General features: G+C 48.3%; 25 protein-coding genes and 1 pseudogene. 15 read left to right on the top strand and 11 right to left on the bottom strand.

What is annotated here, in order from left to right:
* Positions 1 to 132: 132 nt before the first annotated feature.
* On the top strand, positions 133 to 522 hold the full coding sequence (locus NC980_RS09310; RefSeq protein WP_190375573.1) for a hypothetical protein: 390 nt from the start codon (positions 133 to 135) through the stop codon (positions 520 to 522).
* 9 nt (positions 523 to 531) lie between these two features.
* Here NC980_RS09310 and NC980_RS09305 read toward each other — a convergent pair whose 3' ends face one another.
* Entirely contained in the window at positions 532 to 987 is a 456-nt protein-coding gene (locus NC980_RS09305; protein WP_190375572.1) for a YraN family protein, read from the bottom strand.
* 109 nt (positions 988 to 1,096) lie between these two features.
* On the opposite strand from NC980_RS09305, the gene NC980_RS09300 reads away from it, so the two are divergent.
* A complete protein-coding gene (locus tag NC980_RS09300; protein WP_347272567.1) occupies positions 1,097 to 1,525 on the top strand; it encodes a pentapeptide repeat-containing protein in 429 nt (142 codons plus the stop codon).
* Here the strand turns inward: NC980_RS09300 and NC980_RS09295 are convergent.
* The 3 genes from NC980_RS09295 to psbP all read right to left on the bottom strand — a co-directional run bounded on the left by NC980_RS09295 (position 1,513) and on the right by psbP (position 3,845).
* Positions 1,513 to 2,541, bottom strand: coding sequence for a serine/threonine-protein kinase (locus tag NC980_RS09295; protein ID WP_190375570.1), 1,029 nt, complete (start codon positions 2,539 to 2,541; stop codon positions 1,513 to 1,515). The two genes, NC980_RS09300 and NC980_RS09295, sit on opposite strands and share 13 nt — an antisense overlap.
* Positions 2,542 to 2,614: 73 nt before the next feature.
* Positions 2,615 to 3,298: a nucleoside triphosphate pyrophosphatase gene (locus NC980_RS09290; RefSeq protein ID WP_190375569.1), complete on the bottom strand. Its 684-nt coding sequence runs from the start codon at positions 3,296 to 3,298 to the stop codon at positions 2,615 to 2,617.
* Positions 3,299 to 3,302: 4 nt separating this feature from the next.
* The gene (gene psbP, locus NC980_RS09285; RefSeq protein ID WP_190375568.1) at positions 3,303 to 3,845 is read right to left on the bottom strand and encodes a photosystem II reaction center PsbP; all 543 of its coding nucleotides are present in this window, start codon (positions 3,843 to 3,845) and stop codon (positions 3,303 to 3,305) included.
* Between the two features lie 516 nt (positions 3,846 to 4,361).
* Here psbP and NC980_RS09280 point away from each other — a divergent pair.
* The 3 genes from NC980_RS09280 (at position 4,362) to NC980_RS09270 (ending at position 6,979) form a co-directional block, all read left to right on the top strand.
* Positions 4,362 to 4,997, top strand: a complete 636-nt coding sequence (locus tag NC980_RS09280) for a DUF3038 domain-containing protein (protein WP_190375567.1) — start codon at positions 4,362 to 4,364, stop codon at positions 4,995 to 4,997.
* Positions 4,994 to 6,526, top strand: a complete 1,533-nt coding sequence (locus tag NC980_RS09275; protein WP_190375566.1) for a DUF4335 domain-containing protein — start codon at positions 4,994 to 4,996, stop codon at positions 6,524 to 6,526. Before NC980_RS09280 ends, NC980_RS09275 begins: the two co-directional genes overlap by 4 nt.
* A gap of 96 nt (positions 6,527 to 6,622) precedes the next feature.
* Positions 6,623 to 6,979 carry a DUF6464 family protein gene (locus NC980_RS09270; RefSeq protein ID WP_190375565.1) on the top strand — a complete coding sequence of 119 codons (357 nt, stop codon included), beginning with the start codon at positions 6,623 to 6,625 and terminating at the stop codon, positions 6,977 to 6,979.
* Here NC980_RS09270 and fmt read toward each other — a convergent pair.
* On the bottom strand, positions 6,927 to 7,943 hold the full coding sequence (gene fmt, locus NC980_RS09265; RefSeq protein ID WP_190375564.1) for a methionyl-tRNA formyltransferase: 1,017 nt from the start codon (positions 7,941 to 7,943) through the stop codon (positions 6,927 to 6,929). The two genes, NC980_RS09270 and fmt, sit on opposite strands and share 53 nt — an antisense overlap.
* Before the next feature lie 60 nt (positions 7,944 to 8,003).
* Here fmt and NC980_RS09260 point away from each other — a divergent pair, with 60 nt between their 5' ends.
* From NC980_RS09260 to NC980_RS09245, 4 genes are all read left to right on the top strand, one after another.
* Positions 8,004 to 8,501, top strand: coding sequence for a hypothetical protein (locus NC980_RS09260; protein WP_190375563.1), 498 nt, complete (start codon positions 8,004 to 8,006; stop codon positions 8,499 to 8,501).
* Positions 8,502 to 8,785: 284 nt separating this feature from the next.
* Entirely contained in the window at positions 8,786 to 9,853 is a 1,068-nt protein-coding gene (locus tag NC980_RS09255; RefSeq protein WP_190375562.1) for a hypothetical protein, read from the top strand.
* Between the two features lie 57 nt (positions 9,854 to 9,910).
* On the top strand, positions 9,911 to 10,483 hold the full coding sequence (locus NC980_RS09250; protein WP_190375561.1) for a TIGR04376 family protein: 573 nt from the start codon (positions 9,911 to 9,913) through the stop codon (positions 10,481 to 10,483).
* 81 nt (positions 10,484 to 10,564) lie between these two features.
* On the top strand, positions 10,565 to 11,329 hold the full coding sequence (locus tag NC980_RS09245; RefSeq protein ID WP_190375560.1) for a proteasome-type protease: 765 nt from the start codon (positions 10,565 to 10,567) through the stop codon (positions 11,327 to 11,329).
* Here the strand turns inward: NC980_RS09245 and NC980_RS09240 are convergent.
* Positions 11,309 to 12,151, bottom strand: coding sequence for a transglutaminase family protein (locus NC980_RS09240; protein WP_190375559.1), 843 nt, complete (start codon positions 12,149 to 12,151; stop codon positions 11,309 to 11,311). The genes NC980_RS09245 and NC980_RS09240 overlap by 21 nt on opposite strands.
* The gene (locus NC980_RS09235) at positions 12,151 to 12,405 is read right to left on the bottom strand and encodes a DUF4351 domain-containing protein (RefSeq protein WP_242026544.1); all 255 of its coding nucleotides are present in this window, start codon (positions 12,403 to 12,405) and stop codon (positions 12,151 to 12,153) included. Before NC980_RS09235 ends, NC980_RS09240 begins: the two co-directional genes overlap by 1 nt.
* Between NC980_RS09235 and NC980_RS09230 the strand changes: the two genes are divergently transcribed.
* The gene (locus NC980_RS09230) at positions 12,392 to 13,054 is read left to right on the top strand and encodes a hypothetical protein (protein ID WP_190375558.1); all 663 of its coding nucleotides are present in this window, start codon (positions 12,392 to 12,394) and stop codon (positions 13,052 to 13,054) included. The genes NC980_RS09235 and NC980_RS09230 overlap by 14 nt on opposite strands.
* Before the next feature lie 9 nt (positions 13,055 to 13,063).
* Here NC980_RS09230 and NC980_RS09225 read toward each other — a convergent pair whose 3' ends face one another.
* Positions 13,064 to 14,131 (bottom strand): ABC transporter ATP-binding protein, encoded by a 1,068-nt coding sequence (locus NC980_RS09225; RefSeq protein ID WP_190375557.1) that lies wholly within the window; start codon positions 14,129 to 14,131, stop codon positions 13,064 to 13,066.
* Between the two features lie 85 nt (positions 14,132 to 14,216).
* On the opposite strand from NC980_RS09225, the gene NC980_RS09220 reads away from it, so the two are divergent.
* Entirely contained in the window at positions 14,217 to 15,857 is a 1,641-nt protein-coding gene (locus NC980_RS09220; protein ID WP_190375556.1) for an iron ABC transporter permease, read from the top strand.
* Positions 15,858 to 15,998: 141 nt separating this feature from the next.
* Complete coding sequence (locus NC980_RS09215) at positions 15,999 to 16,823, top strand: type II CAAX endopeptidase family protein (RefSeq protein ID WP_190375555.1); 825 nt, start codon at positions 15,999 to 16,001, stop codon at positions 16,821 to 16,823.
* Between the two features lie 6 nt (positions 16,824 to 16,829).
* On the opposite strand, the pseudogene NC980_RS09210 reads toward NC980_RS09215, so the two are convergent.
* Together NC980_RS09210 and NC980_RS09205 are read right to left on the bottom strand one after the other, a co-directional pair.
* Positions 16,830 to 17,216 (bottom strand): annotated as a pseudogene (locus tag NC980_RS09210) (DUF305 domain-containing protein); the annotation flags it as partial.
* Between the two features lie 12 nt (positions 17,217 to 17,228).
* Complete coding sequence (locus tag NC980_RS09205) at positions 17,229 to 17,501, bottom strand: DUF305 domain-containing protein (RefSeq protein WP_242026543.1); 273 nt, start codon at positions 17,499 to 17,501, stop codon at positions 17,229 to 17,231.
* Positions 17,502 to 17,717: 216 nt separating this feature from the next.
* Here NC980_RS09205 and NC980_RS09200 point away from each other — a divergent pair, with 216 nt between their 5' ends.
* From NC980_RS09200 to NC980_RS09190, 3 genes are all read left to right on the top strand, one after another.
* The gene (locus NC980_RS09200; RefSeq protein ID WP_190375554.1) at positions 17,718 to 18,107 is read left to right on the top strand and encodes a response regulator; all 390 of its coding nucleotides are present in this window, start codon (positions 17,718 to 17,720) and stop codon (positions 18,105 to 18,107) included.
* Between the two features lie 126 nt (positions 18,108 to 18,233).
* Complete coding sequence (locus NC980_RS09195) at positions 18,234 to 18,641, top strand: universal stress protein (RefSeq protein WP_190375553.1); 408 nt, start codon at positions 18,234 to 18,236, stop codon at positions 18,639 to 18,641.
* Between the two features lie 106 nt (positions 18,642 to 18,747).
* Positions 18,748 to 21,111 carry a response regulator gene (locus tag NC980_RS09190; RefSeq protein ID WP_190375552.1) on the top strand — a complete coding sequence of 788 codons (2,364 nt, stop codon included), beginning with the start codon at positions 18,748 to 18,750 and terminating at the stop codon, positions 21,109 to 21,111.
* A 205-nt stretch (positions 21,112 to 21,316) separates the two neighbouring features.
* On the opposite strand, the gene NC980_RS09185 is transcribed toward NC980_RS09190, so the two are convergent.
* Complete coding sequence (locus tag NC980_RS09185; protein WP_190375551.1) at positions 21,317 to 21,892, bottom strand: NYN domain-containing protein; 576 nt, start codon at positions 21,890 to 21,892, stop codon at positions 21,317 to 21,319.
* Positions 21,893 to 22,341: the final 449 nt, after the last annotated feature.

Raw genomic sequence — 22,341 nt, 5'->3', positions numbered from 1 at the left:
TGATCCGGATCACTCAATAATTTACAAAATGGGTGAGATTCCCCAGGCGATATCGGGGGCTTCTCCCCTATTGCAATCGTGGGTGCTACCGCACAATAGAAATGTAAGCCGCATTTGCTAGGTGTCAATTCTATGGAGTACCTCTACTACCTCGCGAATGCCAGTCTAACCCTGAGAATTGTGGAACACTTGCATCACTCGAAGCAACTCCCGCTCAGCTTCTTGACTGTCATTCACCAAATCGATGGTTGGGTTGTCAGGGTTAAGCTATCTCAGGCGATCGATGCCCAGACCGAAGGCGATTTTAGAGCGTTTCTAAATGAGTTAGGCATTCCTTATTGTCCAAACATTCGCATTCAAATGGTATTGTGGGGACTCGAAACAGGACAATCCCCGATCGATGTGATGCAGCGCTATCAAGTGGCAGTGGTTTCGCATGGTAGCCCCGAACGCGAGGAAATCGAAGAGTTCCGCAAGCAGTTTGTTCAAGGGTTGGGATATTGCCCCGAAACGCTGGCTTAACTAAATGGTTTAACTAAACGCATCGCGGATATAGTTTTGTATTGAGAATTGATTTTTGGTGAGGTGGGGGGAAGTCGCTGCAGAAGGCTGATTTCCCCTTTTTCGTGTCTGAGCTTGATATCGGACGAGGGCAACATCAAAGCGACAAGGGAATTCTGACAGGTGTGGATGCGTGAGCAAAAAGAACTTTGCTGTGGTGAGGAGTTTTGTTTGCTTGGCTGGCGTGATTGATAGAACCCCATCGCTGTCCCAATTGCCTCGACTGCGGGTTTTGACTTCGACAAAGGCAACGATGCTCGCACCGCGCTCCGCGATCGCATCGCTGGTTTTGACCACCAGATCGAGTTCACCCGATCGACAAGTCCATTGGCGCGCCAAGATTAGCGCTCCCTGTGACTGAAGCCAGTCCGCAACGAAGTTTTCGCCGGAGGTTCCGAGATTAGATGTCGAATTCGGCTGATCCACAGGTAGGATTTTTAAAGTGTTCTGCTTAAAACATTCCCTAATTTTGCCAATGCGTTCTAATTGCTTAAAAAGTTTCGTTTGCGCGGTCGTGGCTCTATTCGCGTCTTGGATGCTCTTCGCTGCACCCGTTTTTGCGCTGGACTACACCAAAGAAATCCTAATCGGGGCTGATTTTTCAGGGCAGGATTTAACCGATTCGGAGTTTACCAAAGCGAATTTGCGCGACGGTAATTTGAGCCATACGAACTTGAAAGGCGTGAGGTTTTTTGCGACGAACCTAGACCGAGCGAACTTAGAAGGGGCAGATTTGCGCGACTGTGTGCTGGATTCAGCCCGATTAACCCGCGCCAACTTGACCAATGCCAATTTAGAAGGCGCATTTGCCGCAAATGCAAAATTTGAGGGCGCGATCATCGATGGAGCCGACTTTACCGATGTTCTGCTCAGACCCGATGCCCAAAAGATTCTGTGCTCTGTGGCAAAGGGAACGAATCCGACAACCGGACGCGACACCCGCGAAACGCTTTACTGTGACTGATTTTCTTTCGCTTGTCTCGCGGCAAGCCGCACTTGCCAAGCTCGAATTGCCATCGCTGTTCTCATCATTGGCGAGACGAATTCGTGATTTGCTGCGGTAGGTTCAGTCTGAGAGAGCGGATGATGGCTTAAACAAGGGCGCAAACTATCTAAATGCGCTTCGAGTTCTAGCGCCCGAAATACCTCATCGGCGGACTTGAAGCGATCGCACGTCGAGGCTTGCAGCATTTTGTCGAGAATACGCCCAAAATAATCGCTGACTCTCACCAGTTTTCGCCACTGCAATTCCCCCGTATAAGCATCGTAGTCTTGTTCGGTGGGAACCCGTCCCCCCAACAGATACAAGCAGGTAATTCCGAGCGCATAAATATCACTCGAATATACCGGACGCATGGCAACTTGTTCGGGCGGTGCAAATCCGATCGTCCCTACAAATCGGGTGACAAGCGATCGAGAAGTCGGCTCAGATAATGAGATGCGCTCTTTTACCGCTCCAAAATCGATCAGCGCCCAACGTCCATCTTCTCGACAGCGCACGATATTTGAGGGCTTGATATCTCGGTGAATCACCCGCTGAGCGTGAACGTACTGCAACAACGGCAGAAACTCTTTCAGAAACTGTTTGACGGCTGCTTCTGTCCATACACCGAATTTCTGCACATCTTGAGCGAGCGTCCGTCCCCGAATGAATTCTTGAGCGAGATAAAAGATGCCCTCGATCTCGAAATAATCCAGCAGTTGTGGAATTTGTGAATGGCTCCCCAACCGCGCTAGCGTTTTCGCCTCTTGTTCAAATCGCTGACGGGCTTTTTTCAGAGCGGCGGGGTCGCGGACTTTGGGGCAAAGCTGCTTGATCACACAGTGAGGATGTCCCGGCAAGCGGGTATCCCGCGCCAGGTACGTTACACCAAAGCCACCTCGACCCAGCATCCGATCGATCAAATACCGATCGCGTAATAACCGATCGGACTGACTCAAATCGATCCGCTGCTGTGAAGAATCCGCGCCAAAGCTCATGTCGCACTACACCATCATGCAAACGCACAACTTGTTCCAGTTTAGAAGCGCTATTTTGTATCCAATAAAATCTTCACACTAAAAATCGGTTATCGGTTTTATCCTGCCAAAAATCGGTGACATCATATCCAAGCGCTGACAGCATTTGACACAATAAAGGCAGACTTAAGCCGATGACGTTGGTATGACAGCCCTCGATTTTTTCTACAAACAGCCCACCGCGACCCTCTAGCGCAAAACACCCTGCACAACTGAGCGGCTCTTTCGTCTCGACATAAGCCTCGATTTGCCGATCGCTAATGTCAGCAAAATACACCCGCGTCATCTGGGTTCGTACCAAGGGCGGATAAGGCATCAACGCGCCCTGAACGGTTGTGTAAGGCTGCAAAAACGCATGACCTGTAAACAGCCCACCCACATTGCCGCGCATCTTTTTCCATCGAGCGATCGCTTCGTCTGGATCTTTGGGCTTGCCGTGAATCTCGCCATCGATCGCCAAAATCGAATCACAGCCGAGAATGAGTCCGGGTGTGGTTGAAAAAAATCCAGACGGCAGTTCAGACTGCCTGGAAAAGAGCGACTGCATCGTCGATCGGGCTTTCCCTTCGGCAAGAACCTGCACCAATTTAGCCGGATCAGTAATCTGAATCTGTGACTCGTCAAAGTCACTTGGGTACACCATCACAGAAATTCCTGCCATCGCCAAGAGCCGACGACGAGCCGGAGATGCCGAAGCTAACACGAAGGGAACCACCATCGATCTAATCCACCATAAACGACTTCACAGACTTCGTGAGAATCGGAGCCATCTTCTCCCAGCGCTCCTCTGAGGTCGAAGCATTCAGCGTGTACAACTTGCTGCGATAGACGATCGCGTTGGCTAAGTTATGCCGCTTCTCCTGATTTGGCAAGGTGACTAGATATTCCAGCAGGTAATAGGTTCGATCGGCAATCTCGCGCGACTCGGCACTGATTAGCTCCGCTGTGCGACCGGAATCGGGGGGCGCGATCGCGCTTTTACCCAACTGATACCCCACCTCGCTTGGTGTTCCCAATTCCGCTAGCTTTTTCTTACCCGGAACCGGATTAATCACCATACTGATATTTTCGGTTTGCACGATGATGTCATGAAACACCACATCTGGCCCGTTTGTCACTTTCACAGGTAGCCAGCCATTTGGATATAAAAATCGATAGCCATCGGTACTATCAATAAAGCTTTTCAGTCCACCCACGCCAGACACACAACCTTGTAGCCCTAGCGCCAGAACAACGAGCATCACCGCAATGATTCGTTTGAGCATCAAACCACTTCTCCACAAAACGTCTTACTCTGTCAAACCACGCACAAACGACGCGCTATCGGGCAGACAACATTTCTTATTCTCCCATTTTCGGGAGCGCGATCGTGCCGAGAAATTCAGAGGGAGTTGGAGAGAGTGAAGAAAACGCACCACCCCTCTTCCCCTACTCCCCCTCCCCCCTCCAACTCCCGATCAAATTTGGCAGAATGAATCAGCATCCAAAATGTCCGCTAAACTGTAAAACTGTTTGGGCAGAGCGTCTCTAGAATTGCAACTTCCCGCAAGTCTACGGAGGCACGAATTTAACTTCGGCTTCACAATTTGCTTGGCTCAGCAGATCATCCACAGATTTGTCGTGAGATTTCGGTAAAATGCTGGAACTTCGTAATTTGGGATACGCAATTCGTAGTGAGTGAAAGGAACTGTATATCAGTCGGAAGCGATCAAATTTAGAGGATTTCCACCTTCAGTCAGGTTGCTTCAATCAAACCCCCATTACGAATAAATTAATAAGGAATGAGTGCCTCCGTGAATGTAATGCAGTTGAATAGCCCACCTGCTCCGCTACCGCCCCCCACGCCGATTATTCTCGATAGTCTGCCCGATCCGCCTGTTGCCGAGGGTGTATGTCCGCGTCGCACCCGGATGCAGATCGATTTGCTGCTGTTGGCGATCGAAGCGCTGGATTTAGCAGGATCAGAAGCAATTTTGGCGGTTGCCTCGGAGTTTGAACTGCGCGGAGTGCTGAAAAATCGGGTTACTCTGTGGCGGATGCGATCGACGAACCCATTCCGCCGCTACGCCCAACGCCGACCCTTGACGCTAGTGGAAGCGAAAGCATTAGTGGTGGTGACGTGCTACTTAGCCCGCCGCTTAACGGTGCTAATTCGGCAATTATTGCTGGCGTATCAGCAACTCAGCGAAAAGAATTTATCGATCGATCATCATTTTCGCTTATCAGAATATTTAGAGAGATTTCGCGCTCACTACCGCAGCCGCATGAATCCTCGACGCGCAGGCGTAATGGCTTACAGTTCCGATGAGAAGCTAAACGAACTGGCGCTGGATTTGTTAGAGCAGCTTTTATTCTGTACGGGGACTTCTGGAGTCCAACGATTGTGGATTAGTTTGTTTGACGGAGAAGTGCAATGACGAACGCGATGACGCTGCAACGCCAGTACAGTTTGCCAAATTGCACATTAATTTTAGAAGGCTTGTCGGATACAACCGGATTTGCACAACCGGAAATTCGCCCGGTGATGTCGCTGCTGATTAATGCAGAATGTCATTTACCCGGACAAGACAAGCCACTTGTCGGCGGGCGCGAATTTTTTGAAAGTCTGGTGACTGCTGTGAGTTTGTACGCTCAAGAATTTTTGAGCGGTGTTCATTTACCCCGGCATACTTATAGCGATCGTCCCTCATTTATTCGCTTGGAGCGGATCGATCGTGCTCATCATCGCTTGATTGTCGAAAAAGATCCGAACAATCCCAACAGTGAAGAACGAGCGGTCGATTTAACGACCGTGCAGTTGTTTGATTTGGTTGAGGCGATCGATCAATTCGTCGCCGATACTCAAACGTTGCCGTATTGGTCGCTGAATCTTTCGCCCGTTCCGAAGCGGTATGCGCGATCGGGTGAACCGCTCGCTAAACAAGTCGTTCCCGCCTCGATCGGCGTATCGGGGCTGGCATTGGCGGCAATCGCGTTCTTCTCGTTGCCCACGATGCGGGTGAAAACGCCAGAATGCTTAACTCCTGGGGCATCCGATTGTCCGGGTGTCGTTGCAAATCCCCAAAGTCCGGGCGCAAGCCCGATCCCTAGCCCCGTTGCTTCTCCGACTGCTGCGGCATCTCCTAGCCCAACGGCATCTCCTAGCGCTGTGACAGCTCCGAGCCCAACAGCTTCTCCGGATCTAGCACAACTTGAAACTGCGCTGAATGCGGCTCCTCCGATCACCGATTCTCAGGAATTAAGATCGCTGAGCGATCGCTTGTCGGCTCAAATTCGGGACAGATGGAAAACGCAATCGGCTGTAACCGAGGAGTTAGCTTATCGCGTTGGCGTGGCTCGCACCGGAGATGTCGTTGGGTTTAAAGCCGAAAGCCCTGCAGCATTAGATAATGCCCGACGTACGCCGCTGCTCGATTTGCTGTATTTACCTGCAGGTGGCAGTCCTCCATCATCAGAGCCTCTGGCGCAATATCGCGTGGTCTTCAAGCCGCAAGGAAACTTTGAAGTCACGCCGATCGCGTCGCCCACTTCCGCCACGCCTCCGAGTCCTGCGGCAAGTCCGACGACCAATACGACGATCGTTCCGAATCCAGCTTCAAGTCCCGCCGTTGCTGCAAATCCCGCGACGACTCAGACAGAACTGACCGACGAATCGACCCTCGATAACTTGCAGCCCAAACTCTACGATACGATCAATCAAAATTGGAAAGGCAGACCTCCGTTTAATCAAGATCTCGTGTTTCGAGTTCGGATTAAACCGGACGGGACGATCGCTGGGTATGAACCCGACAACTCAGTAGCAGGTCAGTACGCCAAAGACACGCCGCTCCCACAGTTAGGGAAACAGATTGATCCGAATGCCCCTGCTGAACCTGCAGCATCGTTCAAGGTGGTGTTTAAGCCGAGTGGAGTTTTGCAAATTAACCCCTGGTACGGATCGAGATAAGCAAACTCTAATCCTGTTCAAAAGCTAAACTCGCTCCGGGTCGGGACGCGAGTGCGATACCATCGAATAACTCTGAGTTTGCTAAAGCACATTTTCATGGAGCAACAACTACTTCCCACAGAGGTTATTCTGAACCATCCTCGTAAATCTCTGGGCAGTGTGCAACTCGACTGGTCGCCACAGCCTGGAGCCTATTTCGATTTGGAAGGTCAGACCTACGCTGTTCTGGAGCGTCGTCACCGCTATGAACTGAAGTCAGGGCGCTATCGCTTACACAAAGTGGCGCTGTATGTTCAAACCGCACAACGTCCGATCGAGCGATCGCTCGTTGAAGGGCGCTGGGTGCTGGGTGATGCCACTTGCGAATATAATGCGCGATCGGAGATTATGCGCTGTGCGGTTAATCCTGATGGTCTCTGTGCAGGCTGTCGTCACTACCGCCCGCAGGATTAAGCGGTTCTCCGATCGCAATTCTGGTTCCGTTGGCAAAGTCCCAGCCGGATTGAGGTCGCTTACCTGCTAGTTGGACTTGCCGCAGCAGCAATGCGCCATTTCCGGTTTGAATCACTGCCCCCCAGTTTTTCACAACACTCACCACTTCACCGGGAGAGCGTGGCTCAAATGTAATCGTCTTTAACTCTTCAAACTCGCCCAAAAATTCTGGTTCAAGCGGAATCGTTTGCAGCACTTTCAGCGCAGAATCCCGGAATGAAGTTGTACAGCTTGGATAAAATCCGCGAATTTGATTGTGAAGCTCGATCGCGCTGCGCGACCAATCCAACTCGTGATCGGGTTTCTTGATTAACGGTGCGTATGTTGCTTGATCGTTGTCTTGCGGAATCGGATTGATCTTGCCTTTGACCAGCTTCGGCAGGGTTTCAACAAGTAAATCTGCGCCGATCGTACTCAATCGAATGGCTAAATCCTGCGCGGAATCGAAGGGTGCGATCGGGGTCGTCGCTTTCAACAGCATCGCGCCCGTATCCATTCCCGCATCCATTAGCATTGTCGTAATTCCTGTTTCCGTTTCGCCGTGATACAGACACCACTGAATTGGAGCCGCACCCCGATATTTCGGCAAGATTGACCCGTGAACATTCACACAGCCGTATTTCGGCATATCGAGAATTTCCTGCGACAAAATTTGCCCGTAGGCGACGACAACGAAAACATCGGCGTTGAGCGATCGCAAATTTTCCAGGGTTTCGGCATCTTTCTTCACGCTTTTGGGTTGCCAAACGGGAATCTGATGCGTCTGCGCCACGGATTTCACCGGACTTGGAGATAATTCATTGCCGCGCCCGCGTCGTTTATCTGGTTGTGTAACTACAGCAACGACCTCGAACTCTGCCACTTTTAACAGCGCTTCCAACATCGGCACAGCAAACTGAGGGGTTCCAAAAAATACAATTTTCATCAATCTAACTCTCGCTCCTGGCAGACGTTCTACACTTATTCAAGCTGATATTTTGAACCTATGAAGCCGAGATTTGCAACGATCGAAACCTGGCAGCAGGCAGAACTCTTGATGCAGCCTGCCTTCATTCGCCTGATTGACAATTTACGCAAACAACTCGATACCTCAACTTGGCGAGGGCAATACCGCGATGTCCAAGTGTGGGCAGACGACATCCCCGACGAAACCAAACAGACGGTACTTCAGCTTCAGCAGCAACTCGAAACTGCTCTCCCAGAACAAGCTGCAGAAATTCAGGAAACATTAGTGCATTTGCCCTCGCCGTATCCGGGGTATGAACTGTGTTTAGAGAAGGACGATCGACAAGTCAATATTGATCTGTGGGCGTTATGCTATCGAATTTGCTTTCGATCGGAGAACGGCGAATGGCGGGATGATTTTCCGGTTGAAATCGATATGACTCTGTTTGATCCGACAGGCGAAGTGGATTGGAATCTTTTAGAAGACAAAACGAAGCGAATTGTTGAGCAGGTGTTTGAGAATCTACCGCAGGAGTAGTGCTCTACAGCTTTTTAACCGCGATCGGACTTCACAATTAGCTGGTTACTGTCTCATCTTTCGCTCGATCTCCGTAGAATCCGGGGTTTCTTGCGCCGCACTGCGCCGTCCAAAAAATCGTCGAGTATAATCCCAAACACGCATAGCGGTAGGACTCTCAGATCTTGATTTGAGGCTCGATCGCCCCATGCGTAATGCAAGGCTAACTTTTGTTCACTTTATTTTGATCCTTCTGTTGGATGTCTAGCAATTCTTATACTTGACAAGCCTTTGAATCCAAAGCTATGCCTCAAACCATCAGCGGCGCTCAAAACCAATCCTCACAGGCGACTTCCGCACAGCCTTCAACGAATTCTCATGGGCTGATGCCAGCACCTGTCCAGGTCGATACCTACGCCGATCGATTAATGGATGACTTGTTTGAGGATGTGGAAGACCTCTTATCGGGCAGCGTCCCTCCTCCTGAATCGTCCAAAGCAAGACCCAAGCCCGCGCTCGACCTTCCGCGTCCCGTTGTGGCATCTCTGGCACCGCTCGTTGCCCAGCCACAACTCCCACAATGGACTTCTCCTGCCGTTGTGCCAAAAGCTGGCAATCAAATTGCCGAGAAAGCCATCAGGCGTAACTCCCGCTTTCCCAAGTTCGTTGCGATCGTCTTTGGACTGTCGGCACTTTCTGCGGCTTCTGCGTGGCTGATTCAGCGTGGAACCATGCAGCGACTTTTTGCCGTGGCAACGCGAGAACCAGCGGTAGTCGCGTCTGTACCGAAAGCGATGTCGATCGATGCGAACGCTCGGTTTGCCCAATACATGAAACGGTCACTGGAAAACATCGATCGCAAAGCCAACCTTAAGACTCCAACCGCGATTCCAGTCGCTTTAAATAGCAGCTTACCGACGACTTCGATGCCTGGAACCGCACGATCGAATGCTGAATCAAATAAGCTGCCAGTCGTGGTGAATGTTCCTCCGCTCCCTTCGCCGATGCCCGTTGCAACCGCTCTGAGTAAGAGTCCGCAAGAGCTGAATCAAGTGCTCACGCGCTTAACTTCGGTCTTGGAGCGATTGTCGATCAATCCGGCTCCTCGGTCTGCCATGTCTGCGGCTCCGATCGCGATCCAGCCTGCTCAGGCAGTGTCTAGCGAACCGCAACGGATCTTGCGCGGCATTGCGATCGCGTCTGATCCGAGCCAATCTGCGATTCTGTTTGAAATGAATGGCGTGACTCAGCGCTATTACATCGGAGAAAGCGTCGGGTCGAGTGGTTGGAGCGTGGTGGATATTTCGAGTAATTATGTGAGTGTGCGGCGTAACGGTGAGGTTCGATCGATCTCCATGGGTCAAAAACTCTAGAATAAAGAGCAAGGATGAAGAGCGTTCTTCATCCTTCAGCCTTTCTTGGAGTTGCTTATGGGATTGTTCGACGATTTAGGACGCTTTCTAGAAACGCGGATTGACGAATTTTTGAAGGACAATCCGCAGCTTGAACTTCAGGCATTAGAAGAAAAGCTGTATCAGCAAGAACAAGAAACGCGCCGACTGCTAGCAGATCTGCGCCTGCGAGAAAAGCAGGTGGAATCTGAGATTTTAACCACGGCTCAAGAGATTCAGCGCTGGCACGTTCGGATTGAGAAGGCGCGCTCGGCAGGACGAAAGGATTTAGCGGAACCTGCTGAATCACATGAAGCTTCTCTGCTGCGCGAGGGCAACCAGAAATGGGGACAAATGCAGGTGCTCAAGGAAAGAATTCAGCAAACCGAAGAACTCCAGCGCAAAATTCAGATTCGCCGTCAGGAAGTGCAATCGGAATTGCGGCAGGTGAAATCGGCTCAAGCGGCTCAAGTAGAACAACGCTGGGCGGTTGATGGCTGGAATCAAAGCTTTACTGAAACTGAGAAATCGACTGATCCACTAGAGCAAAAATTCCGGCAGTGGGAGACTCAAGAAGAACTCAACGAAATGAAGCGCAATATGGGCAAATAAAAGATTTCTGCACAGTCGGATTAATTCCGTGAAATGCCTGTACAGTGATGCTGCTACTGCTTCATGTACAGGATTTTTTCTATGACGTATTGCCTTGGAATTCTGACCCAAACAGGTTTAGTCATGGCAGCAGACTCGCGCACTAATGCGGGAGTGGACTATATTTCGACCTATCGGAAACTGTTTGATTTTTCGATCGAAGGCGATCGCGCATTGTTCTTCTGCACGTCTGGAAATCTTTCTGTCACTCAGTCAGTTCTGGCTCTAATGCGGCAGGCGATCGCTGCCAAGTCAGACATTAACCTACACACGCTGCCGAGCTTGTATGAGATTGCCCGTTATGTGGGTGGAATCATGCGACAAGTGCAAGATGAGAATCGTCCGTGGCTAGAAAAAGACGGCATTGATTATCAATCAACCATTTTGCTCGGTGGTCAAATTCGCGGGACTGCACCTGAACTGTTTATGATTTACAGCCAAGGCAATTTCATCCAAGCCTCTAAAGAAAAGCCCTTTTTGCAGATTGGTGAAGCGAAATATGGCAAACCGATTCTCGATCGCGTGTTGTCCTTTCACACTCCGATCGAGGCTGCGGCGAAGTGTGCGCTGTTGTCGATCGATTCCACGATGATCTCTAACATCTCGGTAGGCCCGCCAATTAACTTAGTGATGTACGAAGCAGATAGTTTCAAAGTTCGACATCAGCTTTGTTTGAACATTGATGCGCCTTATTTGACTCAAATTCGCAAACAGTGGGAACGGTGTTTGAACGAAGCATTTGAGCAGATGCCGAACATTGATTGGGAGCATTATTTGAGCCGTGGATCAGAGCCGCTGAATTTGTAAGGTATAGTTCATTGTTGTTTGTACTCCTCCCGATCGTGTGACTTTGCCGACAATCGGAGCCGCATACTCAGGAAGGGCACTGGCTGCGAGTGCGATGTGTCGATCACTCACCACTAATCCGTGTGTCGGATCATATCCGCGCCACCCTGCACCCGGAAGATACACTTCTGCCCAAGCGTGAAGATGTCGATCGGGATGTTCGGGATCACCTTCTTGATAGCCGCTCACAAATCGTGCTGCCAGTCCAATCGATCGACAGACTTCCATGAATAACACGGTTAAATCTCGACAAGATCCCTGTTTCTGCGTCCAAGTGAGTCCAGCAGGATAAGGATTGCCTGTTTCCCGAGTCCTATACTGACAGCTTGTATAAATCCTCTGATTTAGTTCATTCAGAAACTGAGTCACACTGTTTCCTGAAGCTTCTGCTATTTCGTAAGCGAGTTGAAGTGCAACACTATCTGTTGAACCCACATAAGGTTGAAGTTGTTTCAATAGTGAAGTGGGATAGTCGATCGGAAGCGCGATCGCCCAAGGTTCCAGCAGGTAGTTAAACGGGTTTGATTGCTGGGTCAGAGTTTGCGAGAGAACTTGAACATTGAGCGAGGTGGTTAGTTCAGGAGAAAACCAGACTTTGATGAATGTGTTGCCGTCGAGATCGGTGAGTTCGGATTGTGCGATCGGGATCGGTGTAACTTGCAGCGAGAACATTGTAAGCGTTTGCCAGCTATCCGATCGGGGTCGCAATCGAATCAAATGCGGTTGCAAAGTTACAGGGTCGCTGTAAGTGTAAGTTGTGGCATGAGAGATTTGATACAGCACTATCTGTGTTCCGCTAACCAATGTTCTAAATCAGACAGATTTGTGAAACCCAACAGCGTTTCGCTAAGTTCTTCTAAATTCAGTCCCAACATTGCCCGAATCTCCAATTGACTTAAGTTTGTGAACTTGTACATCATTATAGAGGTGACGATATCAATGAGGTTTGCTTTTTCTTTGGCGATCGCGTGTAAAATCGGGCGATCGATGTGAATTCTAACAGTAGTGATTTGGACAAAGGTGATGAATCCGAACAAAGGCAAGGTACTGCTTGCACTATCGTTAGTGGTTTCAGGGTTGATGGGAGTAGGGCTTGCTCTGAAACAATCACCGCAGCATATGGCTTTGTTTGAAGCGCCACCGACAAAGATAGAGCCGATCGCAAAACCTATTCAGAAGACACCAGCACAAAGTCGATCTCAAGACATCACCAGTCAATTAGAGCAATCGAATGCGGCTCAACTGCTCAAACAGCTTTCTAAGGAAGCAGATACTAAAGTGCAAGACTCAAAAAGTACGATCGGAGACTTCATCCAGCAGAAGACCATAGAACAGCGTGATCATCTGAAGCAGAGTGTGGTTGGCGCGCTCCGCGAAGCCATTACAGGAGAAGTGACTCAGCGAGCGAACGTGCTTTCGGATGAGTTCAAAGGCATTAAGCTATCTGCTGATCAAGCCGCTCAACTTGAGAAAGCACATCGCCAGATGCAGACCGAAATCGTTCAACAATTGAAAAATGATCCTCAGTTAGTCAATCAACTCAAAGCAGACTTACAAGCAGGACGATTGAATCAAACGCTCTCACAATCTTTGAGTAACTACAAAGATGCAGTTGCACAAGTCCTCACACCGGAACAACAACAGAAATGGCAAAAAAACTTTGATCTAAGCAAGATTCTTAAGTAGGACGATGACTTAATCAGTAAAGAAAGCTCGAATCGCGGATAAATTCGCTCGAATCCTCACTCGCGTTCCGATTTCTAGGGCAGGTTTGATGGCGCTTAACGCTTGCAAACAGTTTCCAGAACTAAATTGAATGCAGTAGCGATGCTCCCGTCCTAAAAACTGTCGATCGACCACGACGATCGCACCGTTCGCATCAGGTTCTAAACGAATATCTTCCTGCCGAATCATCAAATCTGCTTGATCTGAGAGCGGATCACTTAGATGGTTAAGAACGATTGTTCCGATCTCAGTTTTCCAGCCTTTGCTATCAAAAGTTGCAGGTAAAAAATTCCCCTGCGTGACAAACTCAGCAACATATCGCGTAGCAGGCTCACTATAAAGCGCTTCAGGAGTAGCTAACTGCTCAATCCGCCCTTGGTTCATCACGGCAACACGATCGGAAATTGATAATGCTTCTTCTTGATCGTGGGTAACAAAAATTGCAGTTGTTCCCACTGTTTTGATAATTGAGCGGATTTCTTGACGAAGGTGCGATCTCACTTGCACATCTAAATTGCTCAAAGGCTCATCGAGCAAAATTAGAGCGGGCTGAGGCGCTAACGCTCTCGCAAGGGCGACTCGCTGCTGCTGTCCTCCAGAAAGCTCATGCGGATAGCGCTTTTCTAAGCCAGATAGTCCAACTTGAGCGATCGCGTCGGCAATCAGCTTTTTGGCTTCCTTAGAAGGATAGCTCGATCTCTTTCGACGAGATTTTTTTAACCCAAAGCCCACATTCTCTGCCACGGTCAGATGCGGAAACAGCGCATAGTCCTGAAACACCATCCCAATATCGCGCTGTTCGGGGGGGAGCCATCGCTTTGCGCCTGCGACTTCCTGCCCTGCAAGCTCGATACTGCCGGATTGAGGACGCTCAAACCCGGCAATTAATCGCAATAACGTTGTTTTCCCACAGCCAGAAGCACCCAAGAGGCTCAATAGCTCTCCCTGCCGCAGTTTCAGAGATACTGCATCAACCACAGGAGTATCAGAAAACCGTTTTGAAACGTTGTCAAGTTGCAGGAGAATGGATTCAAGCATTTTTGATGATGTCGAGCTTATTGAGACTTATCATCAACAATTTTGGAACCACAGTAAAGTAGTTTGAAGAATTTGTTCAAAACGTATGCAGATTTCATCGGAGAAAAAGACGGGGCTGAGTGGCTGGACAATGTTGGTGATGGTGATCGCTTTATTAATCGCACTTCCAATTATTTCAGTTTTAAGTGGATTGTTTGCAGATGCGCGATCGGTTTGGCAACATCTAGCCGAAACGGTGTTGTCAACTTATGTGATCAATTCCTTGTTGTTAATGGTTTGGGTTGCACTCGGAGTCGGTGTAATCGGAACTGGAACCGCTTGGCTGGTGACGATGTGCCGTTTTCCGGGAAGTCGGATTTTAACGTGGGCGTTGTTGATCCCGTTAGCTGCTCCAGCGTACATCTTGGCGTACACCTATACCGATCTGCTTGATTATTACGGAATTGTGCAGATGAGTTTGCGATCGTGGTTCGGTTGGAAAACAATGCAGGATTATTGGTTTCCGAATGTGCGATCGCTCTGGGGTGCTGCATTGATGCTCGTTCTGGTGCTATATCCGTATGTGTATTTGTTGGCGCGATCGGCATTTCTTTCACAGTCGGTTTGTACGATCGAAGCAAGTCGGAGTCTCGGTTGTAGCCCTTGGCAAAGCTTTAGAAAAGTAGCATTACCGTTAGCGCGTCCCGCGATCGTAGCGGGATTGTCGCTTGCATTGATGGAAACGCTGAATGACTATGCAACCGTACAGTTTTTTGAGGTGAGTACCTTTACAACTGGAATTTATCGTACTTGGTTTGGCATGGGTGAAAGACTGGCTGCGACTCAGTTATCTGCGTTTTTGTTGATGTTTATTTTTGCTCTGATTCTGTTAGAACAGCTCTCACGCGGACGGGGAAAATACTATCAGTCGAGTGGATCACAGTCGATTCAGAAATACCAGCTTCGAGGCTTGAGGGCGATCGCAGCTTTGCTGTTCTGTTTAGTGCCCTTATTGCTAGGCTTCTTTGTTCCTGGAGGATTTCTATTAAAAATGACTTTGGACAATTGGGAGCAAGCCTTTGATCAGCGATTTTGGGACTTTGCTAGCAATAGTTTAATTGTCTCAGGGTTAGCGGCAGGAGTTGCAATCGTCATCGGCATCATTCTGGCGTATGGATTGCGCTTGAATCGATCGATCACGATGCGGATTGCAGCTTACGTTGCTTCAATGGGCTATGCGGTGCCAGGATCAGTGATTGCGGTTGGAGTTTTAGTGCCGTTTGGATTGTTCGATAATGCGATCGATAGCTGGATGCGATCGACCTTCAACATTTCAACCGGATTATTACTCAGTGGAACTATCTTTGCACTCATCTTTGCTTATTTGGTGAGATTCCTAGCCTTGTCCTTTAATAGCATCGAAGCAAGTTTGACGAACATTAAACCGAGCCTAGATGATGCGTCTCGGAGTTTAGGATTTGGAGCAACGAATACACTGTTCCGCATTCATATCCCGCTATTGTGGAAAGGTGTTCTGGCGGCTGCAATTTTAGTGTTTGTCGATGTCATGAAGGAGCTTTCTGCAACCTTGATCATTCGACCGTTTAACTTTGATACATTAGCGGTTCACGTCTACAACCTCGCCTCCGATGAACGATTGGCAGAAGCTTCTGGATCAGCACTGGCGATCGTGCTAGTTGGTTTAATTCCGGTGATGCTGCTGAGTTGGCAAATGGAGAAAAGGTAAGATAATGCGAGTTCGACGGGAAGGATTCGCTTCGATGCTGTATCTGGGTCGTCTCCTAAATTCCCCATGAGTGCAGGGCAGATCGGCAGTCCTACATTTGATTAGACTTCTGATTAGGCTTCTCTACTTCCCTATTAAGCAATGATGCAACCCTCTGAAAACCAACGTTCCTACACAGCAAATTTATTCACCTATTGTCTGATTGCTTTCGGCTGGTCTTGGCTCTGTTGGCTCTGTGCGAATCTTTGTGCGAATCTTGTTTTACCCTTTGCAGGGGTTGCCGCAGCGGTCTTAGGGATTTTAGCCAGTTTTGGGCCTTCTCTAGCCGCGATCGTGTTATCTGCTTTGGGATCATCGAGAATTCGTGCATTTTTAACGCAGTCCTGCCATTGGCGCGTCAGTTGGATTTGGTACGGCATTGCATTCTTGCTCCCCGCAGCAATTATGGGGATTGTGGTTGGACTGCACCTAGCTTTTGGAGGAACCTTACCACCTTCCTCAGTTTCGGGTCGCTGGTTACTTGCGGTCTTGAATTTTATCTTGGTATTGCTAATTGGAGGCCCACTGGGTGAAGAATTCGGTTGGCGAGGATATCTGTTGCCTCGCTTGCAAAGACGATTTAATGCTTTGTGGGCAAGCCTCATCTTGGGCATCATTTGGTCAACATGGCACTTGCCTTTGTTCTTTACGCCCGGAACAGTGCAGCAGCAATTACCGATCGTACTATTTTTTCTCAATACGACCGCGCTATCGATTTTGTTTACTTGGCTATTCAACCGGACTGACGGAAGTGTTGTAATTGCGATCGTCCTACATACTGCTGTTAACGGCTGGGCGTGGGTTTTTCCCATCTTTCCAAAGGTTGCGAATAGCTTGCGCCCCTATAGTATTGCCACAGTTCTCTTATGGAGCATGGCTATTGTCCTCTCGCTGGTTTCACTGCGCCAGTCCTCTCAAATCGAGTAATATATCTTACTGGCTCGAAGTTGGATACCAAGATTGATACCACTGTTGCATCTGATTGATCTCATCTGTTTGAGTTTTAATCACTGATGTAGCTAAATCCCGAAGTTCAGGATGCTGGGGATTTGACAGTAACATTTGTGCCATCATGACTGCCATTTGATGATGCGGAATCATCTCTTCTAGAAAAGCTCGATCGAAGTCTTTTGCAGATTGTAGCGCTGCAAGATCGCTTCGCATCCTCATCATTCCTTGGTGTCTCATACCAGAATTATGAACACCAGACTGCCATGCAGGAACCTCCGTTCCGTACCACTGCTTGTACCAGGTTCTCATCCGATCAATTTCGCGGGTTTGAGTGGTTTGAATGGTGCTTGCTAACGTTTTAAGCTCAGGATGTGTTGCGCGCTATAGGGCTAACTTAGACATCTCTACAGCATCTTCATGATGCGGAATCATCATTACAATAAAGTGCTGATCAGCTTGTCCGTGTCTTCTGAGTTCTAAGGAAGTAGGTGTCGAACGATCGGGAGTTGCTGAATTCAAGTCAGCCTGAGAGGGCTGACTGCTAGAAAAAGTTGGAGCCGTTGGCTTAGCGGTCAGCAGAATCAAGGCGGCAATAATGCCTCCGGCTAGAACACCAGCAAGACTATAAAAAATAATCGGTTGGCAATGAATCATAATTCCTCCTCTATTAGGAGATGGAAGCGATTTTTAGAGTGCGGGCACTGAGGAATTGTGAAGCGAAAGTATTCCCCGATGCTTTACTCTTAGTTTAACTTGATTGCTCAGGGTCAAGTCTTGAAAGGAGCGATCGATTTTTCCTTGAGGTGCCTTACTAAATGACGTACTCTCAGGAAAGATAAACAGCAGATTACCCCTGAAGCGGCATCTCTCATGATAGCTAAGCGCATTTTGATGATCGACGATGATTCCTTAATTCGAGAAGTGACCCAAATTTGTCTAGAAACGGTTGCAGGCTGGGAAGTGACAACTGCTGGCTCCGGACAAGAAGGATTAGCCAAGGCTGAGACAACGCAGCCAGACGCGATTTTACTCGACGTGATGATGCCTGACATGGATGGAATTTCAACCTTTCAGAAATTACAGTCCAACCCTATAACTCAGTCTATTCCAGTAATTTTGCTCACCGCAAAAGTCCTACCAGACGAGCGTTCCTCTTACGAAAAGATGGGATTTAAGGCTGTAATCGTCAAGCCCTTCGAGCCAGTCCACTTATCAGCCGAAATTGCTCAAGTGCTAGGCTGGGACACTCCAAGAGTTTGAGGGCGTTAGAGTGGCTTCACAGACAGGCTCTGATTCAAGCTCTGATTATAGACAAAAGCTTGACTATCCTCACAACTTCCTCAGATTGCTTAATTAAGATGAGCACATTGCAAATGGGTGAAAACAATGTTTCAAAAAATTCTCGCTGTTCTCGACCCTACTCAATCCTGTCATTGTGTTCTGACTACGGCTCTTAGTTACGCCAGAGCAAATCAAGCTCAGATCCGTCTGATAACTTCATCCGAAGATAAACTTCTAATCGAAGCTGGGAGTGATGCTTACATCGACATCGCTCAGCTTGTAGAACAAACAGATCAAGCCTTAGTTGAAGCAGCTCAGCTTTGGAATGCGGATCTTATTGTTACGGCTCGCGCTTTGAATCCAGAGTTGCAGCGAACATTGCCTTGCTCGGTTTTGATCGTGCGGCAAGACGATCAAACGATTTCAATCACCATGCAGTTAAAACCGCTAGCTCCCAACTTAGAAGCACGCAGCCATCTAGAAAGACTCCTCGCTCTCACTCCCAGTTTGTAACTTGAACTGACGCAATCTCTTTGTCGATTTGTAACTGTTCCACACCAGGAGAATGCGAACCTTTTAAACTTGGCAATGAGGAATAATACAGTCGAGAAGATGTTCTATGAGAATTCTAGTCATCGAAGACGACAGGTTGACCGCAGAGACGCTCGCGACCATTCTCACTGCTCATCACTACGCGATCGAAGTTGCAACAACCGGAAAAGCAGGACTTGCCCTGCTTAATAGCTTTGAATATGACTTACTAATTCTAGATATAGGACTACCTGATCTCGACGGCATCGAAGTTTGTCGGCGTATCCGCTCAATTCCAGCCCAACTCCCGATTCTGCTCCTAACTGCTTATCAGGGCTATCACGATCGAGCGCTTGGGCTTGATGCAGGCGCGGATGATTACTTGGTCAAGCCCTTCGATGAGGAGGAGCTAATGGCACGAATTCGCGCCCTGCTTAGACGAGGGAATGCTGCATCCTCACCGCTCCTAGAATGGAACGACCTTCAACTCGATCCGAGTACCTGTGAAGTTCAGTATCGATCGCATCCCCTCATCCTTACGCCTAAAGAATATGCACTGCTTGAACTCTTTCTGCGTAACGGACGGCGCGTTTTTAGCTGCGGTAGTATCATCGAACACTTATGGGCATTTGAAGATGCACCCAGTGAAGAAGCGGTCAGAACACACATTAAAGGATTGCGGCAAAAGCTTAAGTCCGCAGGTGCACCCCCTGATTTTATCGAAACAGTATATGGAATAGGCTACCGATTGAAGCCAATCAGTTCAGTTCCTACTGATGCTCGATCGGTAAAACAGGAGCTTCGATCGAAACTGAGTACAATCTGGCACCATCACAAAGATCAAGTCACTCAGCAAATTGCCATCATTGAGAAGTCGGTGCATCAGGCAAATGCAAGAGTACAGTCGCAAGCGATTCAGCAAGCTCATTCACTCATAGGATCACTCGGATCACTGGGTTTTCCAGAAGGATCGCAAATTGCACGCCAGATTGAATCGATTCTAGCGAAACCATCCCTGAACGCCAAAAGCTTAAAGCAATTGAAGGAGCTGATCTCAACTTTACGCCGAGTGATTGATCTTCCTGCTTCCACAACTGATCAAACCTGCGCGGAATCGCGTACAGAAGAATCGCGTACAGATCTACCTAAATCGACCATACCCCAGTCCCTAATCTTGATCGTCTCGCGTGATCCTAGTTTTATTAACCCAATTGAAAGGGAGATGTGCGTTTGGAACTATCAAAACGCGATCATATCAACTCCTAAATCCGTCATTAAGCTTTGTGAGAATGAATCCCCCAGCCTTGTCCTGCTTGATCTCGAATGCTTTGACTTGTTAAACACTGGACTAGAATTGCTTTCATCCTTTCAGCACCATTCCCCTGTAATTCCGGCGATCGTATTTACGGCTCGAAATGACTTTACTGAGCGTTTAGAAGTGGTTCGACGAGGCGGACGACTTCTGCTTCCACGATCAATCACAGGATCACAAACTCTAGAAGCAATTCATCAAGTCATTCCAAAAACTCCACACCCTTCAGCAAGGATTTTAATAGTAGACGATGATATTGCTCTATTAGAGGCCTTAGTTAAACGATTAAGCCTATCGGGCTTAAATGTATTCACTTTGAATAATCCCTACTGCCTTTGTGAAGCCCTAGAAACCATTGCACCAGATGTGTTAATACTCAATCTTGAGTTCTCGGATGTGAATGGAATTGAGCTATGTCAGGTCGTTCGTAATGACTGGCGCTGGCTTCATCTCCCTATAATCATACTGGCAACACAGTCGTGCTCTGATGCAATCGCGCCAGCCTTTACTGCTGGAGCCGATGATTTCGTTAGCAAGCCAATCCTTGAATCAGAGTTAGTAGCACGTCTATTCAACCAATTAGAACGAGTAAAATTGTTGCGACAGCTCACAGAAACTGATTGGCTTACAGGCGCTGCAAACCGACAAAAATCGACACAAAGCCTAGAGGCATTTTTACGGTCGTCAGACTGTAATAACCAACCGACTGCGCTTGCAGTAATTGACATCGATCGCTTACGAGATGTGAATGCTCAATACGGTCATACAGCAGGAGATTCCGTACTGCGGCAATTTGCTATTTTGCTCCAACAATCTTTCTGCGACGAGGATATTGTTGCTCGCTGGGGCGGCGAAGAATTTGTCATTGGGATGTATGGCACGACGCGAGAAAACGGTGTACAGCGCTTGATTCGAGTGCTAGAACGCATCAATCAGCAAGCAATGCTAACTGATGCTGGGGAAGCCTTGCAAGTGACCTTCAGTGCAGGAGTTGCACAGTATCCCGCTGACGGCAAAGACTTAAGGACTCTGTATCGTGTTGCAAATTTGGCACTCCGTCAAGCAAAACAATTGCAGCAAGAAGCGCATCCCTATAGTTCAATTCTCCCCGCAGAATCCGAACTTTTGCTGAAATCCTGATCGCTTTGTACTTCTGTCGAGTTTCTTATTGCTTTTTCATCCTGGTAGTGGTCTAGACCTGGAGATGCCTCTCGTTGTAATGCTGATTGCTGATAGGTTCTGTTAACTTGCTCCACGGGTCTAGCCCATTACCGAAAGATGACTGGTTCTCGTTAGAGGGTGTTATTGCCTTGAATCAGACGTATTCATTAGACATACGTATCCATTAACTTGGACGGAGCTTCTCAATCTCAGATCTCAGCTTGGTTAGATCGGTAAAGCGATCGCACACATTAATCAAGCTCTCACTCACCATTGTCGGTAAGCTGACAACTTCAACTTGAACACCCCTATACGACACGTGATTCACTGCATAAGTTAAATCTCCAGTGCCACTCAGTAATACGATCGTGTCGCAGTGTTCGGAAAGCGTCAGCATATCAACCGCCATTTCAATGTTGAGATCTGCTTTTTTAGAGCCATCGGGATATTGAATTAAGTCTTTAGCGATAACTCGATAGCCGTTATGGCGCATCCAGAGCAGAAAGCGCTGCTGTTTCTCATTCGCTCGATCGACTCCAGTATAGAAATAGGCGCGAATCAGCGATCGACCTTTGGTTAAACAGTGCAACAGTCGCGTATAGTCAATCTCGACCCCAAGCTGCATCGCTGCATAAAACAAGTTGGCACCATCGATAAAAACAACGATTCGTTCAGATGGAGCGGTTCCAGGTTGGTTAACGCTTGGAAGCGGTGAACTGGCTTGCGTAGAGGCTTGAGTCGATCGTGAAACTAATTGCATCGGAACCACTCCTAGAACATAGAGAGCTAGTCAATCAGCATCAAGAACATAAAACTCTGCCTCGGTCTTCCAAAGCTGAGAGCGTCTACAAGCCCAAGAGAGTAGCGCAGTCTTGCAGGCGGCTTAATTCTTTTTATATTCCTTAACACTTTCCTTAGATTTAACCCGATTTCTCTTGAAGGGGCTAAAGCAGTTTAGAAAATTATACAAAACTTAGTTTTCGGTAGGAAAAATAAGAGCGATCGCATACTCAACAGCGAAAGTATACGAATTTATCGTCAAAATTATTCCTGTTGAAGCTCGATTCAACCCTGAATCAACCTAGATCTGAAGCTGCAACCCAGTGCGAGTAGATTGCAGAAGCAGATGATCGCAAACAAAATCAGCCTCGATCTCAGCCTGTTTCTCAGGGCAGAAGCAATTGAATTTTAGATAACAGTAGAATTTGC

Origin of the sequence: Leptolyngbya sp. AS-A5, from assembly GCF_039962495.1 — a bacterium.
GTDB lineage: Bacteria > Cyanobacteriota > Cyanobacteriia > Leptolyngbyales > Leptolyngbyaceae > Leptolyngbya.
Note: the sequence above shows the minus strand (reverse complement) of the source record. Positions and strands in the feature narration are given on the sequence as shown.

Excerpts from the sequence above, each read along its gene's own strand:
- NC980_RS09185 (WP_190375551.1), bottom strand. The coding sequence starts at position 21,892 with ATGCAATTAGTTTCACGATCGACTCAAGCCTCTACGCAAGCCAGTTCA.
- NC980_RS09270 (WP_190375565.1), top strand. The coding sequence starts at position 6,623 with ATGGAGCAACAACTACTTCCCACAGAGGTTATTCTGAACCATCCTCGT.
- NC980_RS09195 (WP_190375553.1), top strand. The coding sequence starts at position 18,234 with ATGTTTCAAAAAATTCTCGCTGTTCTCGACCCTACTCAATCCTGTCAT.
- NC980_RS09215 (WP_190375555.1), top strand. The coding sequence starts at position 15,999 with ATGATGCAACCCTCTGAAAACCAACGTTCCTACACAGCAAATTTATTC.
- NC980_RS09225 (WP_190375557.1), bottom strand. The coding sequence starts at position 14,131 with ATGCTTGAATCCATTCTCCTGCAACTTGACAACGTTTCAAAACGGTTT.
- NC980_RS09200 (WP_190375554.1), top strand. The coding sequence starts at position 17,718 with ATGATAGCTAAGCGCATTTTGATGATCGACGATGATTCCTTAATTCGA.
- NC980_RS09220 (WP_190375556.1), top strand. The coding sequence starts at position 14,217 with ATGCAGATTTCATCGGAGAAAAAGACGGGGCTGAGTGGCTGGACAATG.
- NC980_RS09250 (WP_190375561.1), top strand. The coding sequence starts at position 9,911 with ATGGGATTGTTCGACGATTTAGGACGCTTTCTAGAAACGCGGATTGAC.
- NC980_RS09280 (WP_190375567.1), top strand. The coding sequence starts at position 4,362 with ATGAGTGCCTCCGTGAATGTAATGCAGTTGAATAGCCCACCTGCTCCG.
- NC980_RS09290 (WP_190375569.1), bottom strand. The coding sequence starts at position 3,298 with ATGGTGGTTCCCTTCGTGTTAGCTTCGGCATCTCCGGCTCGTCGTCGG.
- NC980_RS09230 (WP_190375558.1), top strand. The coding sequence starts at position 12,392 with ATGAATCCGAACAAAGGCAAGGTACTGCTTGCACTATCGTTAGTGGTT.
- NC980_RS09255 (WP_190375562.1), top strand. The coding sequence starts at position 8,786 with ATGCCTCAAACCATCAGCGGCGCTCAAAACCAATCCTCACAGGCGACT.
- fmt (WP_190375564.1), bottom strand. The coding sequence starts at position 7,943 with ATGAAAATTGTATTTTTTGGAACCCCTCAGTTTGCTGTGCCGATGTTG.
- NC980_RS09190 (WP_190375552.1), top strand. The coding sequence starts at position 18,748 with ATGAGAATTCTAGTCATCGAAGACGACAGGTTGACCGCAGAGACGCTC.
- NC980_RS09275 (WP_190375566.1), top strand. The coding sequence starts at position 4,994 with ATGACGAACGCGATGACGCTGCAACGCCAGTACAGTTTGCCAAATTGC.
- psbP (WP_190375568.1), bottom strand. The coding sequence starts at position 3,845 with ATGCTCAAACGAATCATTGCGGTGATGCTCGTTGTTCTGGCGCTAGGG.
- NC980_RS09260 (WP_190375563.1), top strand. The coding sequence starts at position 8,004 with ATGAAGCCGAGATTTGCAACGATCGAAACCTGGCAGCAGGCAGAACTC.
- NC980_RS09205 (WP_242026543.1), bottom strand. The coding sequence starts at position 17,501 with ATGATTCATTGCCAACCGATTATTTTTTATAGTCTTGCTGGTGTTCTA.
- NC980_RS09310 (WP_190375573.1), top strand. The coding sequence starts at position 133 with ATGGAGTACCTCTACTACCTCGCGAATGCCAGTCTAACCCTGAGAATT.
- NC980_RS09300 (WP_347272567.1), top strand. The coding sequence starts at position 1,097 with ATGCTCTTCGCTGCACCCGTTTTTGCGCTGGACTACACCAAAGAAATC.
- NC980_RS09295 (WP_190375570.1), bottom strand. The coding sequence starts at position 2,541 with ATGAGCTTTGGCGCGGATTCTTCACAGCAGCGGATCGATTTGAGTCAG.
- NC980_RS09245 (WP_190375560.1), top strand. The coding sequence starts at position 10,565 with ATGACGTATTGCCTTGGAATTCTGACCCAAACAGGTTTAGTCATGGCA.